The organism is Ramlibacter sp. (genome assembly GCF_035548915.1).
GTDB lineage: Bacteria > Pseudomonadota > Gammaproteobacteria > Burkholderiales > Burkholderiaceae_C > Ramlibacter.
The window spans coordinates 26,622-42,166 of sequence record NZ_DASZSE010000044.1; the positions used below are offsets into that span (position 1 = coordinate 26,622).

At 66.8% G+C, this 15,545-nt stretch carries 15 protein-coding genes; 2 read left to right on the plus strand and 13 right to left on the minus strand.

The features are described 5' to 3' along the window. Nucleotides 1–51 precede the first annotated feature (51 nt). Complete coding sequence (locus VHA82_RS18110) at nt 52–1,353, plus strand: extracellular solute-binding protein (RefSeq protein WP_325546339.1); 1,302 nt, start codon at nt 52–54, stop codon at nt 1,351–1,353. 18 nt (nt 1,354–1,371) lie between these two features. Then, nucleotides 1,372–2,439, plus strand: a complete 1,068-nt coding sequence (locus tag VHA82_RS18115; RefSeq protein WP_325546341.1) for a sn-glycerol-3-phosphate ABC transporter ATP-binding protein UgpC — start codon at nt 1,372–1,374, stop codon at nt 2,437–2,439. Nucleotides 2,440–2,576: 137 nt separating this feature from the next. On the opposite strand, the gene VHA82_RS18120 is transcribed toward VHA82_RS18115, so the two are convergent. The 13 genes from VHA82_RS18120 to VHA82_RS18180 form a co-directional block, all read right to left on the minus strand. Further along, nucleotides 2,577–3,968, minus strand: coding sequence for an MFS transporter (locus VHA82_RS18120; RefSeq protein WP_325546343.1), 1,392 nt, complete (start codon nt 3,966–3,968; stop codon nt 2,577–2,579). 7 nt (nt 3,969–3,975) lie between these two features. Next, entirely contained in the window at nt 3,976–4,479 is a 504-nt protein-coding gene (locus tag VHA82_RS18125; protein ID WP_325546346.1) for a VOC family protein, read from the minus strand. A gap of 193 nt (nt 4,480–4,672) precedes the next feature. Further along, the gene (locus tag VHA82_RS18130) at nt 4,673–5,788 is read right to left on the minus strand and encodes a porin (protein ID WP_325546348.1); all 1,116 of its coding nucleotides are present in this window, start codon (nt 5,786–5,788) and stop codon (nt 4,673–4,675) included. A 43-nt stretch (nt 5,789–5,831) separates the two neighbouring features. Beyond that, nucleotides 5,832–6,722 (minus strand): fumarylacetoacetate hydrolase family protein, encoded by an 891-nt coding sequence (locus tag VHA82_RS18135; RefSeq protein WP_325546350.1) that lies wholly within the window; start codon nt 6,720–6,722, stop codon nt 5,832–5,834. A gap of 169 nt (nt 6,723–6,891) precedes the next feature. Beyond that, nucleotides 6,892–7,845, minus strand: a complete 954-nt coding sequence (locus VHA82_RS18140; protein WP_325546352.1) for a PDR/VanB family oxidoreductase — start codon at nt 7,843–7,845, stop codon at nt 6,892–6,894. Between the two features lie 13 nt (nt 7,846–7,858). After that, nucleotides 7,859–8,893, minus strand: coding sequence for an aromatic ring-hydroxylating dioxygenase subunit alpha (locus tag VHA82_RS18145; protein WP_325546354.1), 1,035 nt, complete (start codon nt 8,891–8,893; stop codon nt 7,859–7,861). Then, entirely contained in the window at nt 8,884–9,753 is an 870-nt protein-coding gene (locus VHA82_RS18150; RefSeq protein WP_325546356.1) for an extradiol ring-cleavage dioxygenase, read from the minus strand. The genes VHA82_RS18145 and VHA82_RS18150 overlap by 10 nt, the downstream gene beginning before the upstream one ends. Continuing rightward, nucleotides 9,750–10,058, minus strand: a complete 309-nt coding sequence (locus tag VHA82_RS18155; protein ID WP_325546358.1) for an aromatic ring-opening dioxygenase subunit LigA — start codon at nt 10,056–10,058, stop codon at nt 9,750–9,752. Before VHA82_RS18155 ends, VHA82_RS18150 begins: the two co-directional genes overlap by 4 nt. Further along, the gene (locus tag VHA82_RS18160; protein WP_325546360.1) at nt 10,058–10,771 is read right to left on the minus strand and encodes a glutathione S-transferase family protein; all 714 of its coding nucleotides are present in this window, start codon (nt 10,769–10,771) and stop codon (nt 10,058–10,060) included. Before VHA82_RS18160 ends, VHA82_RS18155 begins: the two co-directional genes overlap by 1 nt. A gap of 73 nt (nt 10,772–10,844) precedes the next feature. Then, nucleotides 10,845–11,642, minus strand: coding sequence for a helix-turn-helix transcriptional regulator (locus tag VHA82_RS18165; RefSeq protein ID WP_325546362.1), 798 nt, complete (start codon nt 11,640–11,642; stop codon nt 10,845–10,847). 16 nt (nt 11,643–11,658) lie between these two features. Then, nucleotides 11,659–13,359 (minus strand): FAD-dependent monooxygenase, encoded by a 1,701-nt coding sequence (locus VHA82_RS18170; RefSeq protein ID WP_325546364.1) that lies wholly within the window; start codon nt 13,357–13,359, stop codon nt 11,659–11,661. Between the two features lie 38 nt (nt 13,360–13,397). Then, on the minus strand, nt 13,398–14,456 hold the full coding sequence (locus VHA82_RS18175; RefSeq protein ID WP_325546366.1) for an alpha/beta fold hydrolase: 1,059 nt from the start codon (nt 14,454–14,456) through the stop codon (nt 13,398–13,400). Between the two features lie 118 nt (nt 14,457–14,574). Next, a complete protein-coding gene (locus VHA82_RS18180) occupies nt 14,575–15,486 on the minus strand; it encodes a LysR family transcriptional regulator (protein ID WP_325546368.1) in 912 nt (303 codons plus the stop codon). Between the last annotated feature and the right edge of the window lie 59 nt (nt 15,487–15,545).

Below are 15,545 nucleotides of genomic sequence, written 5' to 3' on the forward strand. Positions count from 1 at the left end.
TCCGCATCGTTTGTGAGTCGAGTGGTACGTGCAACCCAAGGAGACAACGAAATGGCTGCATTGAATCGAAGGCAATTGTTGAAGGGCTCGGCGGCCGGCGTGCTGGCAGCTTCCTCGGTGAGGGCGTGGTCGCAGTCCAAGCCGGACAAGCTGGTGCTGGTCTGCGAGAACTCGCGTGCCTGGAAGCGCACGCTGCTGGAGGAAGTGGCGCCGACGTTCGAAAAGGTCCACGGCATCAAGATCGATTTCACGATGCTGCCGGTGGACGCGTGGCGCGCTCGCCTGAAGGCGGAACTGAACGCAGGGTCGACCGGCATCGACCTCGCGATGCTGTCGGTGCAGATGTCGGGGTGGATGGCGCCGCACGTGCTGGACCACAACGAAGTCGTGCGCAAGATCATGGCGCGCGACCCCGATTTCGCGTGGGACGACTTCCTCGGCAAGTCCGCGGGAACCTACGACGGCAAGCTGGTCGGCATTCCCTATCGCATCACGGCGCAGATCCTGCACTACCAGAAGGCGTTGCTGCAGCAAGCCGGCTTCACGCAGGCACCGCGGACCTTCGCCGAATTCGAGAAGGCCGCGATCGCCGTGAACTCGCCGCCGACGCGCTACGGCTTCGGCCTGATGGGCAAGCAAGGCGCCGGGACCTTCACCAACGTCGTGCCCTGGATCTTCTCGGCCGGCGGCCGCCTGCTGGACTTCAAGACCGGCGAGATCTACATCGACGATGACAAGGCGGCAGCCGGCCTGCAGTTCTACGCCGACCTGTTCAACAAGGACAAGGTCGTGCCACCGGAAGCCACGACGTGGGAGTTCGACGAGATCATTGCTGGCGCGCAGAAGGACAGGTACGCGATGTCCGTCACGTTCTCGTCGTACGGCACGCTTTTCAACGACCCGAAGCTGTCGAGCACTGGCGGCAAGTGGGCCTGGGCGACGATGCCGGGCTACCCGTCGAAGGAGCAGAACCGCAGCCTGGTCGACGGCCAGTTCATGGCGATCTCGAAGTACTCGAAGAACCAGGATTGGGCGATGGAGTTCGTGCGCATGGCTTGCGGCAAGCAGGCGATGATCCGCTCCATGGAGGGCGGCAATGCACCGCCGCGCAACTCGTGCCTGCGCGACCCGCAGATGGTGGCCGCGCTCGGCTGGCCCGCCGTCGCCGCGGAGGCGATCGAGAAGGGCGGCATCCCGATCTCGCAGGAGGCCGCGTGGGACGGTCTGGAGATCGCGCTGCGCACCGGCGTGTCCGAAGCGTTGCTCGGCCAGAAGACGGCCAAGGCCGCGCTGCAGGGCGTCGCTGCCGAATGGCGGCGCAACCTGCGCCGCGCGGGCATCATCAAGTCGTGACGTCGCGGGCAGGACCGAGTGGCCGAAATTTCCATCGACAACGTTCGCAAGGCCTTCGGCGCCCACGAGATCTTGCATGGCGTGAGCGCGAAGGTCGCGGACGGCGAGTTCGTGGTGCTGGTGGGGCCGTCGGGCTGCGGCAAGTCGACCCTGCTGCGCATGATCGCCGGGCTGGAAACGGTCGGCAGCGGCACGATCCGGATCGGCGACCGCGTCGTCAACGACGTGACGCCGCAGGACCGCAACGTCGCGATGGTGTTCCAGAATTACGCGCTGTACCCGCACATGACGGTCTACAAGAACCTGGCCTTCTCGCTGCGGTTCCAGGGTGCGTCGCGCGCGGAGAGCGACGAGAAGGTCCGGCGCGCAGCCGGCATCCTCGGGCTCACGGAGTTGCTGGACCGCTATCCGCGCCAGCTCTCGGGCGGGCAGCGGCAGCGCGTGGCGATGGGCCGGGCCATCGTGCGCGATCCGCTGGCTTTCCTGTTCGACGAACCGCTGTCGAACCTGGACGCGAAGCTGCGCGTGCAGATGCGCGTGGAGATCAAGGCCTTGCACCAGCGGCTGCGCACGACCATCGTCTACGTCACGCACGACCAGATCGAGGCGATGACGATGGCCGATCGGATCGTCGTCATGCGCGATGGCTCGGTCGAGCAGGTCGGTGCGCCGCTCGAGGTGTACGACTCGCCGGTGAACCGGTTCGTCGCGGGATTCATCGGTTCGCCGGCGATGAACTTCCTCGATACCCGCTACGTGACCGTAGGCGGTCCCGGTGTGCGCACGGCGGGCGGCACGGTGCTGCAACTCGCAACCCAAGCAAATCTGGCCGAGAACCAGCCGGTGGTCTATGGCGTGCGACCCGAGCACCTCGAGGTGTCGTCAACGGGCATCCCGGTCGTCGTCTCCGTCGTCGAGCCGACCGGATCGGAGACCCACATCTTCGCCAGGGCCGGTGAGCAGGACGTGACGGCGATCGTGCGCGAGCGAGTCGACGTCATTCCAGGACAGACCATCCACCTGAAACCGAAGGCCGACCGCGTCCACCTGTTCGATGCCGAGTCCGGCTTGCGGCTGCCGCACTGAGGGCGCGACGGCCGACATCCCGGACCGACTCCCACGGCCAGAGGCGTGAGCACCCGCCGCGTGCCGCCAGATCTTGTGCCGCAAGCCTGGGCCCCTGGCTCGAGGGTCGACGCGGTCGCCTGCGCGGCAGTCCACATTCATGCCGCCACTTGCTTGTCGGCAAGCGTGGCACCTCGGCCCGCCTCTGCCCGCTCGATCGCTTCCAGGGACTTGCGCGCCGTCTCCGGCCCCAGGAGGGCGACGATGAAAGCGCAGACGAGAAATACCGCCGTGCACAGAGCGATGACAGCCGCGGCCGAGCCCGCCTGAAACAGCGTCAGCACGATGAACGGAACGAAGACGCCCGATACGCGCGCGGCCGTGTTGGCAAATCCGTTGCCGCGCATCCGGTATTCCGTGGGGAACAGCTCCGGCACGTAGCAACCCATGCCCAGAGCCGCCACGAGGTACAGGCCGACCATCAACACGAGACCCGCTCCGAGCAGGACGAGATCGGATGAAGCGCCGAGGTATACGAGGCCCGCGAGCGCATCGAGCAGCAGCACGGCAACGAGCGTCTTCTTGCGCGCAGCCCGGTCCGCCAACCAGATTCCGACCACGCATCCGAGCGGCGCGCCGGCCGACATCATGGCGGTGAACGCGAGCGATTGCGCGATCGAGAGGCCCTGCTTCACGAAGAACGTGGGCATCCAGGCGACGAAGCTGTAGATGACGATCACCAGCGACACGGCGATTGTCGTCGACACGAGCGTGCGGGGAAGCACTGCCCGGCCGAAGAGCACGGTCCAGGGAACGTGGCGTTGCGCGGGCTGGGCGGTGGCGATCGTGCCGGGCACCGACTGTGTCCTGGAGACTTCCGCCTCGATGGCAGCCATCAGTGCGGCGGCTTCTCCGTGCCGGCCCTTCGATTCGAGCCACCGCGGCGACTCCGGCATCGAGCGCCGTGCCAGCCAGACGAGGAGCGCGCCGATGCCCGCGATCACGAACATCCAGCGCCAGCCGAAGTTCGGAACGACGAGGAACGAAACGGCTGGGGCCACGAACACACCCATGTTCACGATCAGCGCAAGCATCGCACCCCACCGCCCCCGCACCTGTGGAGGCACGAATTCCGCCAGCAGGGCGTAGCCGATCACGCTCTCGGCGCCCAGTCCGACGCCGATCACGAACCGCAGGCCGACCAGTACCTCCATCGACGGCGCGCACGCGGCAGCGACCGACGCGAAGCCGAACAGGAGGAGGTTGAACTGGTAGGCGAATTTGCGCCCGAACCTGTCGCCGACGATGCCGCCCACGAACGCGCCGGTCGCCATGCCGATGAACGTGGCGGACATGAAGAGCGCGTTCAGGTCCAGGCTCGACCATCCCTCCCGCATCACGGCAGCCAGGATGCTGCTGCCGATGTACAGATCGAAGGCGTCGATGAAGAGGCCCGCGCCGATGAGCACAAGAATGCGCCAGTGGAACGGCGAGATGGGCAGGCGATCGAGGCGATCGCCTGCATGCGCGCCTGCGGTCGTGGCGGTCATGTGGCGATCAGTTGATCCACGGGCTGTCCCATGAAGGCTTGACCTCGGGTCCGTGCGTCTGCTTCGTGTAGAGGCGCAGGCGCCGGCCATCGGGGTCTTCCACCACGATCAGCCATCCGACCAGCCCGGCGAGTACCGGCGAATGCGGCAAATTCTTCGCCTGGAAGTGGGCGCGCCACTTCTCGAGATCGGCGGGGCCATCGACGGTCAGCGTGATGGGATCGAGCCCCTTCTGCGACTTTGCGGCGGCCGGATCGAGGCGGATCTCGAGTTCGGTACCCAGACCGGGAAACGACAGGATGTAGGCGAACAGCGTTCCGTCGGGCTTGCGATGGTCCATCGCCGTCTTCGTGCCAAAGGCCGCTTCGTAAAAGGCCCTGCTCTTTTCCAGATCCGCGACCACGAATTTCAGGTGGTGAATGCCAAGCGCGACAGGCGCGCCTGGCGCGGCCGTTTGCGCAGCCGCGGGCGCGTTGGCGCAGGCGCACAGGCACGCGAACGCCGGCGCCAAGAGAAATCCGGCGAATCGATCGATGTAGTTGCATCTCATGGTTGGCTCCTTTGGTGCTCCGTTGATCTCTACCGCTTCAGCATCCGCGCGACCAGATCGCCGCCAACGATCGAAGCCCCATGGTAGATGGCGCGGAGGCGGGTCGCCAGCAAGATGCTCCCTGTCATGCGAGGCGATGGCTGCCGACGCATGTCTAGAACGCGTGCCGCAAGCCGATGCCGAAGCTGGTCGCGCTTGCGCTGACGTTTCGCGGCGGCGCAGGCAGCGTGGTCGTGACGGTGTGGTCGTTCATTGCGATGGCGTAGACATCGGTTCGCTTGGAAAAGAAGTAGTCATAGCCGACGCTGGCAACGCGCCGGCTGAAGTTGCCGCCCGGCGCAGTGGGGGGCACAGGTGGAACGACGTCGCCTGTCTTGCGCGATGCATAGCCAGCGAGGATCTGCCCCGCGCCAACGGGGATGGACACGCTCAGGCTCCAGAGCCTGTGATCGCGGTCGGCCGGAGCAGCCAGCAGGCCGCCATCCTTGATCGCGCCGAGATTGGCGTGCACCTTGGCCCACTTGAAGTCGTAGGTGCCTGACAGAAGCCATGACTTCGTCTGCGAGAACGAAGTGCCGTCGGCAAACGTGAGCGGCGTTTTCTTCACGTCCTGCCATGCCAGCCCCGCGTACAGGTCACCCGTCCGATAGAACACGGCCGCGCCCAGGTTGCGCTTGCCTTGCCCCTCCGGCAACGCGCCGGCCACGCTGAACGACAAACCGCCCAGGGACGGGCTGTCGTAGACGATCTGGTTGTTCCATGCCGTTCCGCCCGACAACGGGCCGCCGACGAACATGACGAGGTTCATCGGCGAAAACGTCGTCGATGCGCCAAAGGCGTTGGCCGACAGCGAGTTGATGAACATCAGCGTCGTCACGTTGCCGAAACGCAATGAGCCGTAGCGCGCGTGCCCGATGCCGACCCAGGAGGTGCGGCTGAAGAAGCCGTCGCCTCCCAGGTTGGTGGGGGGGCCGAGCGCATCGCTGCGGCCCAAGGCGCCCGTATCGGCGCGGATGAAGGTGGAGAGCTCGAATGCCGCGTATGCGCCATCGCCCAGGTCCTCGCGCCCGCGAAAGCCGAGGTAGCTCGTGGACAGGCCGCCACCGTTGAGCACCTGCACGGGCCTGGTCGCCGAGTTGGCACCCGGCAGCGTGCCCATCCGGCCGACAAAGAGGTCCATCAATCCATAGATCGTCACGCTCGACTGCGCATGCGCAACTCCCCCGATGGTCAGCAATGCGGCGCCGACCAGGCCCAGCTTCCATTTCATCCTCGTCTCCATTCGTTGATTGAACCCAGCTCCGTTGGCCCCCTCAGGCCGCCAATGTTTCTTCTCGCCCCTTCACTGTCACTTCCAGAAGGCCAACGCCTTCGATCTCCGCGGCGATCTCGTCACCGGCTTGCAGGAACGGCACGCCGTGCGACTTGGCAGAGCCTGCGGGCGACCCCGTGAATACGACATCGCCTGGCTCCAGCGTCACGAAGCGGCTGATGATGGCGAGCTGCTCTTCGATGCTGTAGAGCATTTCGCGGGTCGATGCGTCCTGGCGAACCACGCCGTTCACGCGCAGGCTGAGACGCAAGGCGTGCGGATCCGGCACGAATGCCGCGGGCCGGATGTACGGCCCCATCGGGCTCATCGTGTCTTGCGACTTGCCGCGCGCGAGATCGACCGGCATCGCCGAGCCGGCCGGCTTGATCAGTTCGCGCGCGCTGAGGTCGAGGCCAACCGAGTAGCCCGCAATCGCGCGCCGCGCCTGCGCTTCGCTCGCATGCGACAGGCGCTTGCCGACGACGACAGCCAGCTCGATCTCCCAGTCGAATTCGCTCGTGTCGGTCGGCACGACCACCGTGCGGCCCGGACCGACCATCGACGTCGTCGGCGGCTTGAAGAAAAAGGGCATGGGTTCCCAGCGGGCGATGGGCAAACCCATTTCTGCCAGGTGTCCGCTGTAGTTCGCGCCGACGGCGATCAGCTTGTTCGGATACAGGATGGGCAACTGCAGGTGGGACTTCGCGTCCGCCAGGTGGGGCAGGCCCGACCGCGGGTCGGCGCAAGCGATCGCCAGCGCCTGGAGCCGGTCGAAGGCGGCCTCGCCTTCGCAGATCAACTCCTTGACACTGCGCCCACGCGGCACGTCTTGGCCACGTGCGCGAAGCGCTTCGAGCGACCAATACATGCCGTCGATCTCCAGCGCGGCCACCGGCGATTCATCGAGCACCGTTGCAAGACCGAACTTCATGCACCATCCTTGAAACGCGCGGGCGCGTACTGTTTATCAACAGATCGTCTGGAAGCTGACGATATGGCGGGATGCTAATCGACATGAGGCGAGGCGTGCGTTCGGGTATTCCCGGGGTGCGGGCAGTCTTCTAGAGGTCCAGCACCAGCAGGTCGCTCTTGGCTCGCGAGACACACAACATCAGCGACCGACCCGCCTCGCGCTCCTCACGCGAGAGGACGTAGTCGCGGTGATCGGGCACACCTTCGATCACCGTTGTTTCGCACGTGCGGCACATGCCTTCGCGGCAGGAACACGGCACGTCGTAGCCGCTTTCCTCGAGCACCTGCAGAATGGACTTGCCCTGCGGCACCACCAGAATCCGCCCGCTGCGATCGAGCCTCACCCTGAAGTCCGTGGTGACACCATTCGCAACGCTCTCGGCCGGCGGGGAGAACCACTCGAAGAAGGCGGGATTTTCGGGATGGTCCTTCGAGAATTTGTCGACCGCATTCATCACTGGCGTGGGACCGCAGCAATAGATGGGCACGCCCGCATCCACGACGAAGGCCGGGCCGGCAAAATCGAACAGCGCGCGCGCTTCATCGTCGAAGTGAAATCGCACACGGTCGGCGCCGAGCGCCCTCAGTTCGTCCTGGAAGGCCGCGTGGGCGCGAGTGCGGGCCAGATAGAGCAGGCGCCAGTCCCAGCCCTTGCTCGCGCAATGGCGGATCATCGACAGGATCGGCGTGATGCCGATGCCGCCCGCAACGAATTGAAACGCGTCCTGCCCAGGCCGCAGCGCGAAGTTGTTGCGCGGCTCGCCGATGTCGACCATGGCACCGCACCGCAAGTCGGCATGTACGCAGCGCGACCCGCCGCGGCCCGCGTGCGCCTTCGACACGGCGATCTCGTAGCGACTCGTTTGCCGGCCGTCGCCGAGCAGCGAGTACTGCCGCACGAGGCCGTTCGGCAGATACAGGTCGATGTGCGAGCCGGGTGTGAACGCAGGCAGGTCGTTGCCATCGGGCTTGCGCAGGCTGAGCTTCACGACATCCGTCGCCACATCGCTGCGTCCCTCGACCGAGACACGGATCCTCTTCATGACGGCGCGGTCCTCAAGCTGCCACGGCCTCTTCCCTGATCCGTTTCTCGATCAGCCAGCGCAGGTGCGACAGCGGCGCATCCGATGCAATCGCCTTGAGCTTGAACGACGGATCCGCGTCGAGCACTTTCTGCTGCGTCTCGATCATCACCTTGTCCTCGTGGAAGCCCTCGAGGATGCTGTCGTGAAGCGAATGCGCGATGCGCTCGATGTCGCGGGTGCGGTTGTGCATGTAGACCCAGAAGAAGTGCGTGGTGCCATCCGTCTCCGGCGTCATCGCCTGGAAATTGCGGAACTCGATCACGCCTTCGCGGTTGCCTTCGCGGATGCCGGTGCCGGCCGGCGAAAACCCGGACTCGAGGAAGAAGTAGCCCGGCACTTTCATCTGCGAGGTGTTCCACCGATCCACCTTCGTCACCTTCCTTTCGAACTTCCTCACGAAGGGCGGCAGATCCGTGTTCATGTGCCACTTGGTCAATCTGAAGCCGTCGTCCAGCCGCTCCATCGGCGCGGCCTCGCTCTCGACCGCGTACTTTTCGGAGCCGCCGAGCGTGTTGGTATGGACGTAGGCGATGTGGTTCAGATCGGCCAGGTTATCGGCGATCAGCAGGTAGCTGGCGTCGTAGTGCAGGTAGTCGGGTATGCCGTGCCATAGGGGGTCCTTCAGGTACGGGAAATCGGGAATCGTCGACTCGTCGGCCAGCGCCGGGTCGCCCATCCAGATCCAGACCAGGCGGCCGCCGTCGACCACGCGATAGCTCTTCACCTTCAGGTTCGGCGCAATCCTCTCCTGCCCCGGAATCTGGATGCATGCACCGGTGCCGTCGAACAGAAGGCCGTGATACATGCAGCGCACGCAGTTGCCCTCCAGCCTGCCCAATGACAACGGTGCGCCCCGGTGACAGCAGCGGTCCTCGATGGCAACCACGTTGTCGTCGTGGCCCCGGTACAGCAAGACCTTCTCGTTGAGCAGCGTGCGGCCCACCAGGGCGTTGTCTTTCAGCTCGTGGCTCCAGGCTGCCACGTACCAGCAGTTCTTCATGAACATGTCGTCGTCTCCGGTCTGTCGAGGAAATCGTGCTGTGCCGCGTCGAGCGCCATCACGCCGACCGTGCAGCCGCAGGAAAATGCGGGAATGGGTTCGTAGCACCAGACTTCGCCCGTCGATCCGCGCGCGGCTGCGGCTGCGGCGATGAAAGTGCGGATCTCGTAGCCGCCTTGGCCGCCTTCGCGGTAGGTCTCGTCGTCCGTGTAGCCGATGAGCGCGGCGCGGTCGTTGCGCGTCCAGCGGTCCAGGAACTCCTTGTCCCACGCTTCGTTGATCGTTCCCGAGTCGGGCGTGCACGGCCAGTGCGAGATGCCGCCCGTGCCGATCACGGCAATGCGCTCGGGGATGCTGTCGGCGGCGCGGCGAATCGCTTCGCCGAACGCATACACGCGGTGCAGCGGCGCCATCGGCGGCGCCTGGCAATTGATGTTGACGGGGACGACCGGCAGGGCATAGTCCGGCGTCAGGTGCTGCAGCGGCACCATGATCCCGTGGTCGAACTTCCACTCCTCGCAGTAGCTCACGTCAACGTGCTGCATGACGCCGTCGATCAGCTTGCGCGAGATCGCGGCGCTCCCCGGCACTCTGCGGCGGGGGATGCGCAGCCAGTCCGGGTCCTCGATCGGCCCCTCGTAGTGCGGCGCCATGCCGATCGCGAACGCCGGCATGTTGTTCATGAAGAAGTTGGCAAAGTGCTCGGCGGCGATGACGACCAGTGCGTCGGGCCGCGCCTCCTGGAGCGCGACGCGCATGCGTGCGTAGGCCGCGCGCAGGCGCGAATATTGCTCGGGGTCCGCGCGCTCGGTGCGGGCCGTGATGCCCGGGCCATGGCTGCAGACGCCGGCGAAGACCAGGCTCATCGCTGCACCGCTTTCGCCGCGTAGAGCCCCGCGCGCACGGGTCCATGCTCGCTCACGCCCTGCTTCATCGCGGCGATGTACGCATCCCACTCATAGCCGCAGGCCGCGGCGAAGTGCATCAGCAACTGCCCGTTGACGCCCAGGACATAGAGCAGGCCGATGTCGGGCCCGCAAAGCGCATCGGCTTCTTCGCAGTCCAGGTCGCAGGCTGCGGCGAACTGCTTCGGATCGGCGCGGTACCGGTTCATCGCGGCTTCGTCGCGATTGACCTCGTAGATCGCCTTCTGCAGCGCGTAGAGTGTCATCACGCCTGCCCCAAAGCCCGCGCGAAGCCAGGCGGCAGCTCGTACGGGCGCACGGCACGTTCACGCGCGAGGGCCTTGCGCACCGCCGGGCGCGCGAGGAGGCGTTCCGCCAGCGCTGCATAACGCGGCCGATCGGGCAGTGCCGCCTCGATGCGCTCGTCGAAGCTCCACGTGTAGAACACGAACAGGTAGGCGTCCACGGCCGAGAAACGCGCACCCAATGCGTAGTCGGCCTCGCCCAGCCGGGTCTCGACTTCCTGCAGAATCTTCGCGAGCTTCTTCTGTGCATGCTCGCGCACCGAGTTCATCGCCTGCGGGTCGTCGCCCGCATAGGCCTGCGGCCGGAAGATCGACCGGTACGCCACGTGCATGGTGCCGGAGATCCAGTTCATCCATTCGTGCGCCCGCGCGCGGGCGAGCGTGCCGGGCCGCGGGATCAGCTCGCTCTCGGGCGCGAGATCGGCGATGTGGGTCAGGATGGCGTGCGACTCGGTGACCACCGCGTTGCCCACGGCGAGCGAAGGCACAGCGCCGGCCGGGTTGATCTTCAGGTAGGCAGGCGTCGTGTTCTGCCCGGCGCGGATGTCGACCGCAACGGCCTCGTACGGCAGGCCGGATTCCTCGAGCGCGATGTGCGGCGCGAGCGAACACGCCTTCGGGCTGTAGTAGAGCGTGAGCTGGGGCGCAAAGGCCCGCGATGCCTGGTCCTGCATGCATTCGAGAGTACGGGCGCTCCTCTCGCGCGCTGTCATCACGGGCTGATGACACCACTTTGCTGCCGCGCTTTCAGGAAGAAACCAGCAGGTCGTGAAGTTCGCGCACCGACCCGACACCGAACTTCGCGTACGCGCGGCGGCTGTAGGTGATGACGGTATTGATGCTCAGGCCCAGTGCCTCGGCGGTATCGCCGAGCGTGGCCCCGCTCAGCAGATTCGCGCAGACGTCGAGTTCGCGCGCCGAGAGCGGCGCACCGGCGTTGTGGTCCAGCGTCTCGCGCCAGCGGGCCACCGGAATGGCGCGCGGCAGGGCGAGCCTGGCGTGCGCATCGACGAACGACAGCAGCAGCGGCGACGCGGCCGTGAGCGAATCGAGTTCGGCTTCGGTGAAGCGGCCCGTGCTCGTGTCGCGATAGCAATGGAGGAGCGCCGCGGTGCCGTCGGCGCGCAAGCGCGACATCGTCAGGCGATCCTCGATGCCGGTCTCATCGTAGCACTCGACGCGATAGCGTTCGTTCGGCACCTCTTCGCGCGTGCGGTACTTGAGGACCACGGATTCGCCGGCTGTGCCGCGCGCGGCCGGCGGGGGCTCCCGGCCCTCGTCGTATCGATTCATCCCGTCCATGTAGCGCAGCGCGGCGCGCGCGCCCCTGGAGTGGGCGACGCGGCTGGAAGCGGCAAGCAGCCGCAGCTCCGCGCCGCGCAGCCGCAGGAACATCGCGCAATGATCGACAAGGGCGAAGTGGTTGAGCGCATCGATCATTGCGCGGGCCCAGGCGGGCTCGCCAACCGACCGTGCGAGCGACTCGATCCAGTCGAGCGACAGGCGAGCCTCGACACCGCGGTCCAGCGATGTCCAGGTGCGCATGGCAGAGTCCCCTCGCTCAGGCGCCGCCGCGGCAGAGCGCGTACTCGAGCGCGTTGCGCAATGCCTGCCGGGCGTCGCCCGCTGCTTCGGGAGCACGCCAGGCGACATGGCCGTCCGGGCGCACCAGCACGGCACCCGTCTCGCCGATTCCATACAGTGCGCAGAAGTCCACCGACTCCGGCGCAAGGTCGCCATCGGGCGCGACACGCCAAGGCTCGACCGCCGGCAGCGTGCCCTCGCCGGCCAGTGCGCGCGAAGCTTCCACCCAAGCCTGCCCCTGTGGCCCCGCCATCAATGTGAAGCCGCCGTCGAAGAGCATCACGCTCGACACGCGGATGCGCTCCTGCGCCGTGCGGCCCCAGAAATGCGGCGCGCGCCAGCCCGGCTTGGCATGCGGCACGTAGTCGATCACCGGGTTCGCCACGGCGGGCGCCGCGACGCCGTCGGGCACGAAGGCGCAGCGGCCGGCGGTGCCTTCATAGTGGACGCCGAGGTCCAGGCCGGTCCAGTTGCCGTACTGGCGTGATGCCTCCACGATGCGGCGTCGCTCCTCGACGCCACTCGATTCGCGCAGCGCGCGCATCATCTTTTCCGTATGGCCCGAGTTCACTTCGGCGAAGGCGCAGTTGCGCAGGGCCGTCTCGCGCCGCTCGGCGTCATAGGTATCGAGCAGCGCATCGGGCGCCTCGCCGCGCAGCACGGCCGCCAGTTTCCACGCCAGGTTGTGGGCGGACTGGATGCCGGTGTTCAGGCCCCAGCCGCCGTGGGGCAGCGTGCGGTGCGCGGCGTCGCCGGCCAGCAGCAGCCGGCCCTGGCGGAAGCGCTCGGCCACCGCCGCCGTGAGCGTATACGTGTAGTGCTTGTGCAGGTCGATGGCGGGGGCCTCGCCTTCGGGCGCGCCGATCAGGCGCTGCAGCCGGCGCACCACCTCCTCGCGGCTCCAGGTCTCGGGCTGTTCGCGGGCAGGGTCGTACATCATGTGGCCGGCCCAGGTGGTCTTGCCGTCCAGCGGATGGAACACGCCGACGCAGCCTGGTGCAAGTGTCCAGATCAGCGCACCTTCGCGTCCCGCCGTGAAGCGCGAGAGGTCCGCGTGGAAGTGCGTCCCGACGAACGACTTGTACGTGGCCCAGTGCGAGTTGCCGATGCCGGCCTGCTCGCGCAGCGCGCTCTGGCCGCCGTCGGCCGCCAGCAGCCATTGCGCACGCACCTCGCCCGTGCCGCCGCCTTCTCGCGCGACCGTCGCGACGATGCCGCCGTCCACATCGCGAAACCCCGTGACTTCATGATCGAACCGGATGTCACTTCCCAGAGCAACGGCCTTGCGATAGAGCATCGGGTCCAGCTTGTCCTGCGCCGCGATGCGGTATTCGCAGGGCGAGAACGCCGCGGTGGAGCCGGGCGCCATGTTGCCCTGCATGATGCCCACCAGTTCGCCGGCCATTCGCTCCGTGTAGGTGAACGAGCGCGACCAGAGCGGCGGCAGCGCATCGGCGCGCAGGTCCTCGCCGAGATCGAGCTGGGTGAGGATCTCGACGCTGCGCACGTTGATGCCGCGCGCCCGCGGCAGCTCGTTGATGCGCGCGCGTTTTTCCAGCACGAGCGCGTGAATGCCCTGGCGTGCCAGAACGATGGCCAGCACCAGACCCACCGGGCCGGCGCCCGCGATGAGCACTGGCACTTCGCCTGGCAGGTCCATCGTCTTGTCGGCGTTCATCGCTGTCTCCTCGTGGTCTTCGTCGTCATCCTCACACGTCACCGCCGCCCATGCGCCCTCAGAAAATCGGCCAGCGCCCCCGACCATTTCGCCGCATCGCTACCCGAAGCGCAATGCCCGTGATCACTGTCGATCTCGAAATAGCGCGCATCGACACCGGCCGACTCGAGCGCCGCCATGATCAGCGGCGCCTTCGCCGCGGGCACCAGCTTGTCGCTGCGCGAGAGCACGAGCAGCAGCGGCGCGCGGATTTCGCCCAGGCGGTCGCGCACGTCGAACGCGGCCATTGCCCTGAACAGGATCAGGAGCGAATTGGCGTCGAAGGTGCGGGCCCACTCGGCGGCCAGGCGCTGAAGTTCGCGCGTGCGTTGTTCCGTGTCCAGAGACTGGTCGGCCAGCACCGCGTCCGCGCCGAAGGCCCTCAGGCCGCTCGCGCGCTTGCGGGTCAGGTACGCGGTGAGGTCACCGCGTCCGTAGTAGTCGCCGCCGCGCCAGTCGGGGAGGGCCTGCAGTTCGGCCTGCAGCGCGGCCACGTCGGCGCCGGGCATGGCGGGCGCGCAGATCACGGGCACGAGCGCATCCATGAAATGCGGATGGTCCACCCCCCACTGGAACACCTGCGCGCCGCCGAACGAATGGCCCGTGACGGCGACGAGGTGCTTGACGCCCAGGTGATCCAGCAGCGCCTTTTGCACGGCAACGATGTCGGCGACGCGGACTTCCGGGAAGCTCGAGCCCCAGGGCTGGCCTGTCGCCGGGTCGATGCTCGCTGCGTTGGTCGAACCGTACGACGAGCCCAGCGCGTTGGCGCAGATGACGAACCAGCGGTCGGTATCGATCGCGCGGCCGGGGCCGATGAGCTCCGACCAGGACCCATCGACGACGTGGCTCGCATCGGTGATCATGTCCGGCCCGCCCGTGTACCCGTGCGCAACGAGGATGGCGTTGCATCCATCGGGCGCAAGCGTGCCGCGCGAGAAGTACGCGGTGCGCACTTCGGGCAGGAAGCCGCCCTGTTGCAATTTCAGGCCGGCCAGCGTGAAGGTACCCGCGACGGCCTCGCCGGCCTCGATGGTTGGGAGAGCAACGGTTGGCATGCAGCGCAGCATAGGCCGCGCATTCCATCAGCCGCATCGATGGCCGGCTTGTTACGTATCGACATGGCCTATTCGGGCCGACTGCCGCCGCTCGAGAGAGGGCGCACCTGTTCTCTCTTCAGGCCTGTCCCAGCGCCGCGGTGATCTGCTCGACCAGCCACTGGTGGGCCTTGCTCGATTCGTTGCGCACGTGCCAGTGCACGCGCACCTCGAACTCCGGCACGGCGATGGGCAGCGGCAACGCCTTGATGCCACCCAGCCGCACGTACATCTGCGCCACCCGGTTCGGCACCAGCACCAGCAGGTCCGTATGGTCCAGCAGCTGCGGCAGGTTCATGAAGTGCGGCACGCGCGCCACGACCTTGCGGGCGAGTTTGCGTTCGGCCAGCGCTTCATCGATCAGCTGGTTGCCGCGCGTGGGCGTGACCACCATGATGTGGCGCGACGCGACGAACTGGGCGAGCGTGAGCTTCTGCCTGATCGTCGGGTGATGGACCGACATGACGCACACATAGCGCTCGCGGAACAGCGGCGCGCTGGAAGTGCTGGCCAGCAGCGCCGGTTGGTTGCCGACGACGGCGTCGAGCCGGCCGAGCGCGAGGTCGTCGGCGACCTGCTCGCCGATCTTTTCGATGTCGATCTCGACGCGCGGAGCGCGCGACTGGATCTGCCGCAGCAGCGCCGAGGTGAACGACAGCGCGCCCACATCGGACATGGCGATGCGAAAGCGCCGGGTGGATTGCGCCGCAATGAAACGCTGGCGCGGCTCCAGCGTGCTGTCGATGCTGGCCAGTGCCTGGCTGAAGCGCTGGTACAACTGCTCGCCCACGCTGGTGGGCACGAGCCTGCCGGCGGCGCGGCGAAAAAGGCTGTCGCCCCCATAGGCTTCGCGCAACCGTGCGAGCGCGTGGCTGAGCGTGGGCTGGGTCAGCGCGAGGCGTTCCGCGGCACGCGTCACGCTGCGCGCCTCGTAGATCGTGACGAAGACGCGCACAAGGTTCAGGTCCAGGCGCGGGGGCGCGGGCGACATAGAAGCGGCTGATGTGTAACAGGCATTCTATCGATTCGATTGATGGTGGGACGGCACTA

Excerpts from the sequence above, each read along its gene's own strand:
- VHA82_RS18165 (WP_325546362.1), bottom strand. The coding sequence starts at position 11,642 with ATGCGCACCTGGACATCGCTGGACCGCGGTGTCGAGGCTCGCCTGTCG.
- VHA82_RS18175 (WP_325546366.1), bottom strand. The coding sequence starts at position 14,456 with ATGCCAACCGTTGCTCTCCCAACCATCGAGGCCGGCGAGGCCGTCGCG.
- VHA82_RS18155 (WP_325546358.1), bottom strand. The coding sequence starts at position 10,058 with ATGACACTCTACGCGCTGCAGAAGGCGATCTACGAGGTCAATCGCGAC.
- VHA82_RS18130 (WP_325546348.1), bottom strand. The coding sequence starts at position 5,788 with ATGAAATGGAAGCTGGGCCTGGTCGGCGCCGCATTGCTGACCATCGGG.
- VHA82_RS18145 (WP_325546354.1), bottom strand. The coding sequence starts at position 8,893 with ATGTTCATGAAGAACTGCTGGTACGTGGCAGCCTGGAGCCACGAGCTG.
- VHA82_RS18120 (WP_325546343.1), bottom strand. The coding sequence starts at position 3,968 with ATGACCGCCACGACCGCAGGCGCGCATGCAGGCGATCGCCTCGATCGC.
- VHA82_RS18170 (WP_325546364.1), bottom strand. The coding sequence starts at position 13,359 with ATGAACGCCGACAAGACGATGGACCTGCCAGGCGAAGTGCCAGTGCTC.
- VHA82_RS18160 (WP_325546360.1), bottom strand. The coding sequence starts at position 10,771 with ATGCAGGACCAGGCATCGCGGGCCTTTGCGCCCCAGCTCACGCTCTAC.
- VHA82_RS18180 (WP_325546368.1), bottom strand. The coding sequence starts at position 15,486 with ATGTCGCCCGCGCCCCCGCGCCTGGACCTGAACCTTGTGCGCGTCTTC.
- VHA82_RS18150 (WP_325546356.1), bottom strand. The coding sequence starts at position 9,753 with ATGAGCCTGGTCTTCGCCGGCGTCTGCAGCCATGGCCCGGGCATCACG.
- VHA82_RS18110 (WP_325546339.1), top strand. The coding sequence starts at position 52 with ATGGCTGCATTGAATCGAAGGCAATTGTTGAAGGGCTCGGCGGCCGGC.
- VHA82_RS18140 (WP_325546352.1), bottom strand. The coding sequence starts at position 7,845 with ATGAAGAGGATCCGTGTCTCGGTCGAGGGACGCAGCGATGTGGCGACG.